Below are 11,632 nucleotides of genomic sequence, written 5' to 3' on the forward strand. Positions count from 1 at the left end.
CCCTGAAACCGCAGGCGCAGGCACTGGCCGACGCGCTGCCGCGGATGCGGGAACTCGAAGGCCGGTTCGAACCGATCCTCGGCACCGTGGCCGACCTGCAGACCAAGCTGTCGCAGCTGGCGACCCCGGACGCCGGTGTCGTGGTCGACCAGTCCGGCGTGCGCGTGTGCGTGCCGCTGCCCGGGAAGGCGTGCTGATGCTGAAACGACTCCTCGGATCCCAGGCTTTCATGTCGATCGCCGGTGTCGCGGTCCTGGTCGTCATGGTGATCGCCGGCTACTTCGTGGCCTTCGATCCGCTGAAGAAGACCGAATCCTATTGCGCCCTCATGCCGGACGCGATCGGGCTCTATCCGGGCAACCACGTCACGATGCGCGGCATCGATGTCGGCGAGGTGACCGCGGTGCGCAACGAGGGCGCCAAGGTGCGCGTGGAGTTCGAGGTCGATGCCGACTACCCGGTCTACGCCGACGCCTCCGCGACCACCGTCGCGTATTCCGTTGCCGCCGACCGCAATCTGGCCGTACTGACCAGCGGCAAGGACACCAGGCAGTTCACCGGCGGCTGCATCACCAAGACGCTCACGCCCAAGTCGATCACCGAGACACTGACCGCCCTGGCGAGCCTGTCCGAGCAGCTTTCGGGCGCCGAAGCGGGTCAGCCGAGCGCGCTGGTCGACGGCCTCGCCTCGCTGGACCGCGCGACCGAGGGCGCCGGCCCGACGGTCAACGAACTGGTGCACAAGCTCGGCTCGGCGATGAACAAGCCCGACGCCGACATCGGCCACCTGGCAGGCCTCTTCGACGCGTTCGCCTCGGTGTCGAACCGGGTCGCCGCCAACTGGGGCGACCTGCAGACGATGCTGGTCCGGCTGGCCCCGCTGCTCAACCAGGCCTCCGACGACCTGCTCGGCCCGGCGACCTCGCTGTTCGACGGACTCGCCGAGCTGCTGCCGATGCTCAACGACTTCGCGACCATCCTCGGCGACCCGCTCATCGGCGCGCTCGACGGAACGGTCCCGCTGGTGAAGTTGTTGCGCGCCAACGTCGGATCGCTGCGCGAGGTGGTGCTGAAGATGCCCGCGCTGACCTCGGCGTTCCAGAGCGCCGCTGGCGGCACCGCGATCACCTACGCCCCGCCCAAGGTGGCGCTGCCCGGCGGTGAAGCCGATCAGGTGTGCGCCGCGGTGAACGCGCTGGTCCCGGGCCAGTGCGCCGACCCGGCGCAGGGACTGACCGATGTGAACCTCGTCCAGGTCGTGCTGGGAATGGCAGGTGCCCGATGAACCCGCGAAAGACGCTGCGGCGCAGCATGATCGCGCTCGTTGTCGCGGCCGGTCTCGCGGTCGGCGGCTGCGGCTTCGATCCGGCCGAGGTGCCGGTGCCCGGATCGACCGTCAGCGGTCCCACCTACCGCGTGCAGATCGAGTTCAGCAGCGCGCTGAACCTGCCCGCGAAGTCGAAGGTGATCGCCAACGGCGCCGAGATCGGGAATGTCGACACGGTGCGGGTGATCCAGCCCGCCGACGCGCCCGCGGGCCGCGGCGGCTACGTGATCGTCGAGGCCGACATCCTCGACTCGGTGCAGCTGCCGACCACGACCATCGCCGAACTGCGCCAGGACACCATCCTCGGTGACATCCACGTCGCGCTGACCACCCCGAAGGACGGCTTCGGCGCCCTGCTGCGCGACGGCGGCACCATCCCGATCGCCCGCACGAAACCGCCGGTGCAGCTGGAAGACACGATGGCCACCATGGCGCTGTTCGTGCAGGGCGGCGCGATCGGCCAGCTACAGGACATGATCGGCCGGGTGAACTCGGTGATGCCGCAGGATCCCAAGGAGACCGCGCGGATCTCGGCGGTCATGGGCGCCGACGCCGCCGATCTGGCCGCGAACCTGGACCGGGTCGACCTGCTGGTCAACGGCCTGGCCGCCAATGCCGAGATCATGGTCGGCATCGAGGCCGAGCTCACCAACATCCTCACCCCCGAAGCCGTGCGGGCGCTCTCGGGCACCCAGGACTCGATCGCCAAGACCATGGCGATCTTCCAGGCACTCGGCCCGGTCGGCTCGTCGCTGACCTGGCTGGCCCCGATCGCGGGCGCGGGCGACGCCGCGGCGACCGCGTTCCTGCCGCTGGCCACCGGCGGCTCGGCCGACCTGCGCTCCTCGACGAACATGGCCCTGCTGACCGCGCTGCTGCGCGACAAGATCATCCCGTTCGCCGAGCGCGGCCTGAAGGTGAACATCACCGGTGTGCGGGTGTCCGAGGACGAGCAGGCCGAGCAGATCGTGACCGCGCTGCGGATGATCGGAATGGTGCGATGAAGATCGGTGCACTGGCATCACTGGGCGGCATCGCCGCCATCACCGTGCTCGGCGCGAGCTACCTGACCTTCGGCGTCGTGCGGGTCGACCCGTTCGCCGACTACACCGAGGCCTCGATCGAGCTGGCCAACTCCGGCGGCCTCAGCGTCGGCTCGCCGATCCTGCTGACCGGCATCGAGATCGGCAAGGTCACCGCCGTCGACACCTCCACCGCCGGCGGCGTCCAGGTCGGGTTCCGGTTCGGCGCCGAGAACAAGGTGCCGATGAGCAGCATCGTCACCATCGAGCACCTGTCCTCGCTGGGTGAGCCGTATGTGCAGTTCGTGCCGCGCAGTGCCGACGGGCCGTACCTGAGCAACGGGCAGCGCCTGGCGGGGGAGAATGTGCGGACTCCGATGTCGATCCCCGAGGTCGCGCGGCTGGTCACCAAGACCGTCGAGCAGCTCGACCCCGCGGTCGTCGGCTCGCTGGTCGACACGCTCGGTCAGGCGATGACCGGCACCGAGAACGTCATCCCGGAACTGGCAAGGGCGGGCGATCTGCTCGCCGCGGCCATCATGAGCCGCGCGCCCGCCATCGCCGAGCTGCAGAACAACTTCGAGTACGTCTCCGGTGACATCGGCTGGGCCGGACCGGCCACCTCCGCCGCCGCGCCGGCGTTCGTGCGGCTGAGCCAGGTCATCGACGAGTTCGTCGAATCGGTCGGCCGGGTCAGCGCGGCCGGTGGCGATCCGGAGATGTATCTGCGCGACGGCGGTCTCGTGCCGTTCCTCGAGCAGGTCGTCGCCAAGCTGAACGAGCTCGGTCCCGAGCTGTCCGCCCTGCTGCCCGGGTTGCGCCCGCTCGCCGAATCGGTCACCGCGACCGGTCCGCAGATCGATCTGAGCACCCTGATCGCGCAGGCGCTACACAACACCGATACCGATGCGGTGAAGGTTAGGGTCGCAATCAAGTAAACATCTGGCAACTGCTGAATGTAGGTATGACCCCAGGTCAATGGAGTCTTATCAAGCCGATCAGTCTTTTCAGCAACCGTGCGGTAGCCTGCTGGACTAGGGGAGTCCAGGTCCGTGGGCGACCGAAGGCGGTGCGATGGCAGAGAACAGCGAGGGCCCCGGCGAGGGGACCGGCAGCAGTACTCGGGTGATCGCGATCGCGGCAGTGCTCGCCGCACTGCTCGCGCTGGTTGTCGCGCTCGGGTTGGTCCTGCGCGCGAATCAGGGTGACGAGAACGACCCGTCGACCGTCAACCCGATGGGTGCCGATTCGAGTGGCGTGCCCGTCGCCGGTGACGAGGCATCCGAGCAGGAGGCGGTCTTCGCTCCGCCGTGGCCCGCCCGCCGGGTCGGCGGAAACTGCTCGGCGGGTGGCATCGTCGCCCACTGGCAGGTCGACGCAGACGGCGCGTGGCAGTGCACGGTGACGACCCCGGACGCCGCGGTGCCCGCCGCGCCCGCCGAGGCGCCACCACCGCCCCCGGAAGCTGCACCACCCGCCCCAGCCCCCGAGCCCGAGCCCGTGCCCGTCGAAGCTCCGCCGCCTGTCTACGAGCCGCCGCCGGTGTACGAGCCGCCCGTCTACGAGCCACCGCCGGTGTACGAGCCGGAGCCCATTCCCGCTCCCGCGCCGGAACCAGCCCCGGCGCCACCACCGCCGCCGGTCATCCAGCTGCCGTTCCCCTTGCCGCCGATCTTCATTCCGCCGGCGGCCGCCGTGCTGCCGTGACCGGCGGCGGGTCACCCGCCGCGCATCGTCGATATCGGTGAGACTGATCCGCTATGGACCAGCTGGTGCTCACTCTGGTGATCCTGCTCGCGGCGGTGCTCGCCGAGTCGCTCGGTGGCCGGATCGGGGTCGCGCCGTCCATCCTGATGACGGTCTTCGGCTGCCTGCTCGCCCTGATCCCCGCCGTGCCGAGCCTCGACATCCCGCCCGAGCTCATCCTCCCGCTGGTCCTGCCGCCGCTGCTCTATGCCGCCGCCCGGCGCACCTCCTGGCGGCAGTTCGCCGAGAACTGGCAGGTCATCGCGCTGCGTGCGATAGGCCTCGTGATCGTCACCGCCGTCGCGGTGGCCGCGGTCTTCCACGCCTGGAATCCGGCGACCGCGGTCGCGGCGGGTGTGGTGCTCGGCGCGCTGGTAGCGCCGCCCGATCCGGTCGCTGCCACCTCGATGGCAAGCAGGCTCGGCCTGCCGCGGCGGCTGATCGTGACCCTCGGCGGCGAGGGCCTGTTCAACGACGTCACCGCGATCGTCATCTATACCGTCGGCATCCAGGCCGTGGTCACCGGCCTGCTCTCGCCGTGGCACGCGCTCGGCGACTTCGTCCTCGCCGCGGTGGTCGGGCTCGTCGTCGGCCTCGTCCTCGGCTGGCTGGGCAGCAAACTCACCAAGTACCTCGACAACGCGACCGGCCAGGTGGCGCTGAGCCTGCTGCTGCCGTTCGTCGCCTACGGCGTCGCCGAACACTGGGAAGGCTCGGCCGTCCTCGCCGTGCTGGTCTGCGCGCTGTACCTGACCGACGCGGTCACCGAGATCGGCGACCGCGACTACCGGCTGGTCGCGGATTCGTTCTGGGACATCGCCGAAATGCTCATCACCGGCTTCGCTTTCGCGCTGATCGGTCTCGAACTGCGGGTCGTCATCGACGCCACCGGGCACAACTGGACCTCGCTGGCCGGGGTCACCGCGGCGGTGATCGCGGTCGTCGTGCTGCTGCGGCTGGCCTGGCTGCTGGTGACCTGGGCGGTGAGCACGAGACTGTGGCGCGACACCGACGAGCCGTTCACCTGGCGCGAGGTGATCGTCACCTGGTGGGCGGGGATGCGCGGCGTCGCCACGGTGGCCCTTGCCCTGGCCGTGCCGTTCACCGTCGACTCCGGCGCGGACTTCCCCGCCCGCTCGGAGATCCTCTTCGTCGCCTTCGCGGTGGTGCTGTTCACGCTGCTCGTGCAGGGCCCGACTTTGCCGCTGATCGTCCGGATCACCGGCGTGCACGCCGACACCAGAGGAGAACGCGCGGTCGAACAGCAGCTGTGGACCAGGGTCGTGCGGGCCGAACTGGCCGAACTCAAGATGATCGCCGCCCGCGACGGGCTGCCCGAAGACGTCTACGAGGACATCAAGGACACCCTGCGCCACCTCTCGGCCAAGGCCGACCCCGAAGCCGCGGACGCCGACGCCAAGGCCGCCCTCGACGCGGAACGCACACTCGCCACGCAGATGCGCGCGGTGCGCTCGGCCGTCATCGAGGCGGGCAGGCGCGAAGCCCAGGCCGCGCGCCGCGAACCCGGCATGCCGCCCGATGTCGTCGACCGGGTCACCCGCAGACTCGACCTCGGCCCGACCCGCTGACCGGTCTCAGCCCGCGAGCGTGTCGGTGAGCGAGCCGATCGCGTAGGTGACCGCCATCGCCAGCGCACCACCGATCACCACCCGCACCACCGCCCTGCCGCGATGACTGCCGCCAAGCCGCGCGCTCACCGATCCGGTGACGGCCAGCGCGATGAGCACCGCCGCGAAGGTCACCGGCACCCGCCACTGCACCGGCGGCAGCACGATCGCCAGCAGCGGCAGCAGCGCGCCGCAGGTGAACGCGATCGCCGAGGAGATCGCCGCCGCCCACGGATTGGTGAGCTCGTCCGGGTCGAGCTTGAGTTCGGCTTCGGCGTGCGCGGTGAACGCGTCGTGCGCGGTGAGTTCCTCGGCGACCGTGCGCGCCGTCGCCGGGCTCAGCCCCTTGGCCTCGTAGATCCCGATCAGCTCGGCCAGTTCCGCCGCCGGATCGTCGGCCAGCTCCCTGCGCTCCTTGGCGAGCAGCGCCCGCTCCGAATCCCGCTGGGTGCTCACCGACACGTATTCGCCCGCCGCCATCGAGATCGCGCCCGCGACCAGTCCGGCCACGCCCGCGGTGAGGATGGTGTGCGGATCGTTCGTGGTCGCCGCGACACCGACCACCAGACCGGCGGTGGACACGATGCCGTCGTTCGCGCCGAGCACACCGGCGCGCAGCCAGTTCAACCGGGACGCGAGCCCTTCGGCATGGGGTTCGTGCGGATGGGCGGTCGGTGACGAGTCCTGCACCCGGCCAGCCTAATCGGGTGCGACACCGGATCAGCGCGGGGCGCGCGGTCCGGCGCGCAGGGTGTCGGCCAGGCGCACGGCCAGCGCGAGCACGGTCAGCGTCGGGTTGACGTGCCCGTTGGTCGGGAAGACCGAACTGCCCGCGATGTAGAGGTTGTCGACGCCGTGCACCCGGCAGTGCCGGTCGACCACCCCGTGCCGCGGATCGGCCGACATCCTGGTGGTGCCACTCGGGTGCGCCCGGTCGGCCAGCGGCAGCGGCTCGGTACTGCCGGGCAGCGCCGCGGGCGCGATCTGTGGCGCGGGCAGCCCGAGCCGGGCGAACTCGGCCGTCAGCAGCGCCGTCGCCCGCCGGACGGTCGCGTCCTCCCGCGCACCGATCCGCCAATCCACCTGGGGCAGCGGCATTCCCACCGGGTCGGTGCGCTCGGACAGCCGCACCCGGCTGTCCGGATCCGGCGCCTGTTCGACCATCGTCCACACCTCGACCCCCGTGAGCCGGTGCGGCAACCCGACACCGTCGATCAGTCTGCGCCGAGCCCCTGCCAGCAGCAGCTTGGTGTCCGACAGCATGATTCGCGCATCGTTCCACTCCGCCCGCCCACTCAGCACCCGCTTGACGGCGTCCCACGGATCGTCGGGCGCGGTGACCTCCTGCAACCACAGTGCGCAGTTCAACAGCGATTCCCCGCGCTGGACCTCGGGCGACAGGGCCAGGCCGTGCACAAAGGTGTGCTTACCCCGCGGCCCCTTGACCACATACTTGCCGAACCGGGCCAGCGCGGCACCGGCGACGGCGGGGGACAGGGTGCCGACCACGCCGCTGCGATGGTCGATCAGATACCGCCCCACCTGGTCGTACCGGTTCCCGATGCCGCCGGGAACGGTGCGCCGCGAGGCGAGCAGCAGCCGTGGCGTGTCGATCCCGCCCGCCGCGAGCACGAAGATCCGCGCCTCGACGGTGCGGACCCGGCCACCGGCGCCGGTCACCTCCACCGAGTTCACGTGCGCGCCGGTGGCATCGGTGTCGAGGTGGGTGACGGTCGCGTTCACCAGCACCCGTGCGGTCGGCGCCACGATATCGCGCACCAGCCTGCCCCACCGTTTGCAGTCGAACCGGTCGACCGGATCCCGGCTGATCTGCCAGAAGTACGGGCGCAGCGACCCGGTGTCGACGGCGGCGGCAGGCGCCGGACGTCCCGCGAGCGGCCAGAACTCGGCGTCGGTGAACCCCGTGCCGTGCCCGAGCCCGGCATGCGCGGCGGCGCGTTCGGCGTACGGACGCAGCTCGCCCGCATCGATCGGCCACCCCGACCGCCGCACCCACGGCCGGGTCGCGAAGTCGAGGTCGTCGAGCACGCCACAGCGTCCGGCCCAGACCAGCGAGCTGCCGCCGAGGACCCGGCTGCCCGCGATCCGGTCGGGTGGCAGCCGCGGCGCGCCGACGCTGTCGATGGCAGCGAATTCCGGCTCGGCGGGACCGATTTCGTGGTCACCGCTCTCCAGGACCAGCACCTGCAGACCCGCCGCGGCCAGTTCGGTGGCCACGGTCAGCCCGGCCGGGCCCGAGCCGATGACGCAGATCTGGGCGCGCAGCGCGTCGTCTCCGACGGTGCGCAGGTCCTCGACAAGCATCGGCGGTCCTCTCGCCCGTGCCACCCGCGCGGCCCGGCACCCGGCCGCGCATTGGTGTCACTCTAGAAGCCGGGACGCGGAATTTCCGGAGGTCTCACAATGCTGGTTCACGAAAGCCCGGATGTATCCCGCGGATTGGCGCACATACATCCACGACCAGAACCCCAGCCCGGACTCGGTGGGACTGGCGACCATGGTGATCTCGCCGTCGAAACACCGGCCGACGATGTAGCGGGCACGCGAGACGTGCGGGGTGAAGGTGACAACGATGATGTGCCGCCAGCCGTAAATCGTTGCCCGCCGCACGATCTCGCGCGCCTCACCGTCGGTCGTCCACGGGTCGGGCACGAAACACGAGACACGGAAGGCGAATCGGCCGCCGCAGTACTTGTCCATCAGCGGATCGTCGGGGCCGGTGGACTGCGAGATCAGCACCTCGGGGGCGTAGCCACGCTCGGCGAGCTCGATCCCGAGGTCGAAGCGTTCGTAGGGGGTGCCGCCGAGCACGACGATCACATCGGCGGGGCGCAGCGGGTCCACCTGTGGCCGGACGTACACGGGCCACCCGGCGAGCGCGGCACCCAGTGTGATGACAAGTGCGCCGACGAGCAACCATCCCGCACGCCGAAAGATCGACACTGCGTCGAGGATAGCGAAACACTGCCTTCACCTCGCGATGTGTCGCCAGGCACACTGGAGCCATGACCGACTCCGCCGTTGCCCCCGAACATCTCGACGTCGTCATCGTCGGCGCGGGATTGTCCGGTATCGGGGCCGCCTATCGGCTGCAGACCGAACACCCGCACCGCAGCTACGCGATCCTCGAGGCCCGCGCCGATCTCGGCGGCACCTGGGACCTTTTCCGGTACCCGGGCATCCGCTCCGACTCGGACATGTTCACCCTCGGCTATCCGTTCAAGCCGTGGCGCGCGGCCCGCTCCATCGCCGACGGCGCGTCGATCCTGGACTACATCCGCGAAACCGCGCACGAGAACGGCATCGACCGGCGCATCCGCTTCGGGTCGCGGGTGATCGGCGCGGACTGGTCGTCGGCGCAGGCGCGCTGGCAGCTCACCATCGCCCACGACGGCCCCGACGGCCCCGAGCTGAGCACCCTGACCTGCGGTTTCCTCTACGCCTGTGCCGGCTACTACGACTACCAGCAGCCGCACACCCCCGCATTCGCCGGTCGCGAGGACTTCGCGGGCACCATCGTGCACCCGCAGTTCTGGCCTGCCGACCTGGACGTGCGCGACAAGCGGATCGTGGTCATCGGCAGCGGCGCGACCGCGGTCACCCTGGTGCCCTCGCTGGCCGACGAGGCCGCGCACGTCACCATGCTGCAGCGCACCCCCACCTGGATCAGCGCCGTCCCCGGCCGCGACAAGCAGGCCGACAAGATCCGCGAACTGCTGCCCGCCGGGCTGGCGCACCGGCTGATCCGCACCAAGAACATCCTGTTCAACATCGGTTTCTACCAGTACTGCCGTCGCCGCCCCGCCGCCGCGCGCAAGCTGCTGACCGGCCTCACCACCCGCATCCTCAAAGACGACACACTGGTCGCCGAGCACTTCACCCCCGACTACGACCCGTGGGACCAGCGCCTGTGCGCCGCGCCCGACGCCGACTTCTTCAAGGCGATGAAGAAGGGCAAGGCCGCGGTGGTCACCGACCGGATCGACCGGTTCGTCCCCGAGGGCATCCAGCTCGAATCGGGCAAAATCCTGCCCGCCGACATCGTGGTGACCGCGACCGGCCTGCGGCTGCTCGCCTTCGGCGGCATCGCCCCCGAGGTCGACGGCACCCCGGTCCCGCTGTCGGACCAGTTCGTCTGGCAGGGCGCGATGCTGACCGGCCTGCCCAATTTCGCCATCTGCGTCGGCTACACCAACGCCTCGTGGACGCTGCGCGCCGACCTCACCTCGCGCCTGGTCTGCAAGGTCCTCGCCCATCTCGACCGGACCGGGGTCCCCGCCGTCGTGCCGGATCCGAAGGGCGCGCTCACCGAGCGTCCGCTGCTCGACTTGAACGCCGGCTACATCCTGCGCTCGATCGCCGCGTTCCCCCGTCAGGGCGACAAGCATCCGTGGCGGGTCAGGCAGAACTACCTGCTCGACGCGCTGATCACTCTGCGCACCGATCTCGGCAAGACGCTGCGCCCGGTCCGGCGCGTAGGCGAGTTCACCCACAACGGATGAGGCGCGCGGCCCCGTCGGGTTCCTACCGTTGACGTGTGCCGTGGTGGCACGTCCGTTGACCTGACGGGAAGGCCGAGCGATGACAGATCAGAATCAGCACCCGGTACGCGAGGGAATCGCGGCAGGAACCTCCATCGGCGCCGGAATCCTGCTGGCGGTGGTCGGTGTCCTGCAGATCCTCGAAGGTATCTCGGCTGTCGCCAAGGACGATCTCATCGTCGTTGGGCCCGAGTACCTCTACCAGTTCGACCTGACGTCATGGGGCTGGTGGCACATCGTTTTCGGTGCCATCGCGGTGATCGTCGCGATCGGCCTGCTGGCCGGTCAGACATGGGGACGGGTGTTGGCGATGGTGATCGCCGCCATCTCGATCATCGCGAACTTCCTGTGGCTGCCGTACTACCCATGGTGGTCGATCCTGATCATCATCATCAACATCGTGGTGATCTGGGCGGTGGCCACCTGGCGCCCGAACAACGCCTGAACCCAGCGCACCGACGAGAACGCCGCCCCGGTCATCGGCCGGGGCGGCGTTCGCGCGTCAGTGCCCGAGCGGTGGTTCGTCGGCGTTACCGAGGGTGCCGACCAGATGGTCGGAGAGCCGTTCGCCGAGTACCGCCAGCTCGGCCTTCTGTGGCCCGTCGAGTCCGTCCATGACCAGCCGCCGCACCGCGACGAGATACTCCGGTGTCGCCTCGGCCACCTTGGCCAGCCCGCTCTCGGTGAGGACCGCGTCGACGCCGCGCCCCGATTCCGCGGCCGCGCGCTCGGCCCAGCCGACCCGTTCCAGCTTGGACACCACATGGGAGAGCCGGGAGATGGACCCGTGCCCGCGCGCGGCGAGCAGGCTCAACCGCATCCGATGGTCCGGCGCCTCGCGCAGCAGTGCCATGACCCGGTACTCGAAATGGGTCAGGCCGAACTCGCGTTGCAGTCGCGAATCGAGCGCGCTCGGCACCCGCATCGCGAGGGTGACCACCGCACTCCAGGCGCGACGTTCGACCGAGTCGAGGTCCTCTGTCACGTCTCGTCCCCCCTTCTCGTATGTTAACTGAAGAATTGCTGAAGGTCGGCAAACTGTATATCGGAGGTTATCGGCTGTCTATGTGCCGCATGTCATGTCGGCAGGTAGGGGAAGTTTCATAGACCAAATTCAGCTGGACGTATGATCAGTTGCCAAAAGATCGCCACTCGTCGCCGAGTGCGCCTCGGCTCCACAGCCGGCGCCGCCACGGTCGTTCGTCGACCCGTCGAAGGTGTGGCGAGCTGGGGAAACGCCGGATCTACCAGGCGATTTGACTTCGCGTTCGTGGCTGCGTAACTTAATTCGAGTCAGAGCGACACGGACACCGACCCGGTGCCGAACTGCTGAGCCTCCCGAGGCTG

At 69.7% G+C, this 11,632-nt stretch carries 11 protein-coding genes and 1 pseudogene; 8 read left to right on the forward strand and 4 right to left on the reverse strand.

All coding sequences use genetic code 11. The features are described 5' to 3' along the window. The 6 genes and pseudogenes from ACFWF2_RS31995 to ACFWF2_RS32020 all read left to right on the forward strand — a co-directional run. Nucleotides 1–197: pseudogene (locus ACFWF2_RS31995) on the forward strand (MCE family protein); the annotation flags it as partial. Next, entirely contained in the window at nt 197–1,285 is a 1,089-nt protein-coding gene (locus ACFWF2_RS32000) for an MlaD family protein (protein ID WP_379311223.1), read from the forward strand. The pseudogene ACFWF2_RS31995 and the gene ACFWF2_RS32000, both read left to right, overlap by 1 nt. Then, a complete protein-coding gene (locus ACFWF2_RS32005) occupies nt 1,282–2,331 on the forward strand; it encodes an MlaD family protein (protein ID WP_379311224.1) in 1,050 nt (349 codons plus the stop codon). The genes ACFWF2_RS32000 and ACFWF2_RS32005 overlap by 4 nt, the downstream gene beginning before the upstream one ends. Continuing rightward, a complete protein-coding gene (locus tag ACFWF2_RS32010; protein WP_379311225.1) occupies nt 2,328–3,287 on the forward strand; it encodes an MlaD family protein in 960 nt (319 codons plus the stop codon). Before ACFWF2_RS32005 ends, ACFWF2_RS32010 begins: the two co-directional genes overlap by 4 nt. A gap of 136 nt (nt 3,288–3,423) precedes the next feature. Next, nucleotides 3,424–4,056, forward strand: coding sequence for a hypothetical protein (locus ACFWF2_RS32015; protein ID WP_379311226.1), 633 nt, complete (start codon nt 3,424–3,426; stop codon nt 4,054–4,056). A gap of 53 nt (nt 4,057–4,109) precedes the next feature. Then, the gene (locus tag ACFWF2_RS32020; protein ID WP_379311227.1) at nt 4,110–5,684 is read left to right on the forward strand and encodes a Na+/H+ antiporter; all 1,575 of its coding nucleotides are present in this window, start codon (nt 4,110–4,112) and stop codon (nt 5,682–5,684) included. Between the two features lie 6 nt (nt 5,685–5,690). Here the strand turns inward: ACFWF2_RS32020 and ACFWF2_RS32025 are convergent, their stop codons facing one another. Genes ACFWF2_RS32025 through ACFWF2_RS32035 form a run of 3 tightly spaced genes read right to left on the reverse strand, consistent with a single transcriptional unit; the run spans nt 5,691 to nt 8,681 of the window. After that, entirely contained in the window at nt 5,691–6,413 is a 723-nt protein-coding gene (locus tag ACFWF2_RS32025; protein ID WP_379311228.1) for a VIT family protein, read from the reverse strand. A 30-nt stretch (nt 6,414–6,443) separates the two neighbouring features. After that, a complete protein-coding gene (locus ACFWF2_RS32030; RefSeq protein WP_379311229.1) occupies nt 6,444–8,048 on the reverse strand; it encodes a GMC oxidoreductase in 1,605 nt (534 codons plus the stop codon). Between the two features lie 57 nt (nt 8,049–8,105). Further along, nucleotides 8,106–8,681, reverse strand: a complete 576-nt coding sequence (locus ACFWF2_RS32035) for a YdcF family protein (protein WP_379311233.1) — start codon at nt 8,679–8,681, stop codon at nt 8,106–8,108. Between the two features lie 68 nt (nt 8,682–8,749). Here ACFWF2_RS32035 and ACFWF2_RS32040 point away from each other — a divergent pair, with 68 nt between their 5' ends. Both ACFWF2_RS32040 and ACFWF2_RS32045 read left to right on the forward strand, forming a co-directional pair. Then, nucleotides 8,750–10,246, forward strand: coding sequence for a flavin-containing monooxygenase (locus tag ACFWF2_RS32040; protein ID WP_379311230.1), 1,497 nt, complete (start codon nt 8,750–8,752; stop codon nt 10,244–10,246). A 79-nt stretch (nt 10,247–10,325) separates the two neighbouring features. Continuing rightward, nucleotides 10,326–10,730, forward strand: a complete 405-nt coding sequence (locus tag ACFWF2_RS32045) for a hypothetical protein (RefSeq protein WP_379311231.1) — start codon at nt 10,326–10,328, stop codon at nt 10,728–10,730. Between the two features lie 57 nt (nt 10,731–10,787). Here the strand turns inward: ACFWF2_RS32045 and ACFWF2_RS32050 are convergent, their stop codons facing one another. Then, on the reverse strand, nt 10,788–11,270 hold the full coding sequence (locus tag ACFWF2_RS32050) for a MarR family winged helix-turn-helix transcriptional regulator (protein WP_379311232.1): 483 nt from the start codon (nt 11,268–11,270) through the stop codon (nt 10,788–10,790). Between the last annotated feature and the right edge of the window lie 362 nt (nt 11,271–11,632).

This window comes from Nocardia sp. NPDC060259, from assembly GCF_042728775.1.
GTDB lineage: Bacteria > Actinomycetota > Actinomycetes > Mycobacteriales > Mycobacteriaceae > Nocardia.

What these genes read in the sequence shown, in the direction of transcription:
- ACFWF2_RS32005 (WP_379311224.1), top strand. Translation starts at nt 1,282, where the DNA reads ATGAACCCGCGAAAGACGCTGCGGCGCAGCATGATCGCGCTCGTTGTC.
- ACFWF2_RS32030 (WP_379311229.1), bottom strand. Translation starts at nt 8,048, where the DNA reads ATGCTTGTCGAGGACCTGCGCACCGTCGGAGACGACGCGCTGCGCGCC.
- ACFWF2_RS32040 (WP_379311230.1), top strand. Translation starts at nt 8,750, where the DNA reads ATGACCGACTCCGCCGTTGCCCCCGAACATCTCGACGTCGTCATCGTC.
- ACFWF2_RS32015 (WP_379311226.1), top strand. Translation starts at nt 3,424, where the DNA reads ATGGCAGAGAACAGCGAGGGCCCCGGCGAGGGGACCGGCAGCAGTACT.
- ACFWF2_RS32000 (WP_379311223.1), top strand. Translation starts at nt 197, where the DNA reads ATGCTGAAACGACTCCTCGGATCCCAGGCTTTCATGTCGATCGCCGGT.
- ACFWF2_RS32045 (WP_379311231.1), top strand. Translation starts at nt 10,326, where the DNA reads ATGACAGATCAGAATCAGCACCCGGTACGCGAGGGAATCGCGGCAGGA.
- ACFWF2_RS32020 (WP_379311227.1), top strand. Translation starts at nt 4,110, where the DNA reads ATGGACCAGCTGGTGCTCACTCTGGTGATCCTGCTCGCGGCGGTGCTC.
- ACFWF2_RS32010 (WP_379311225.1), top strand. Translation starts at nt 2,328, where the DNA reads ATGAAGATCGGTGCACTGGCATCACTGGGCGGCATCGCCGCCATCACC.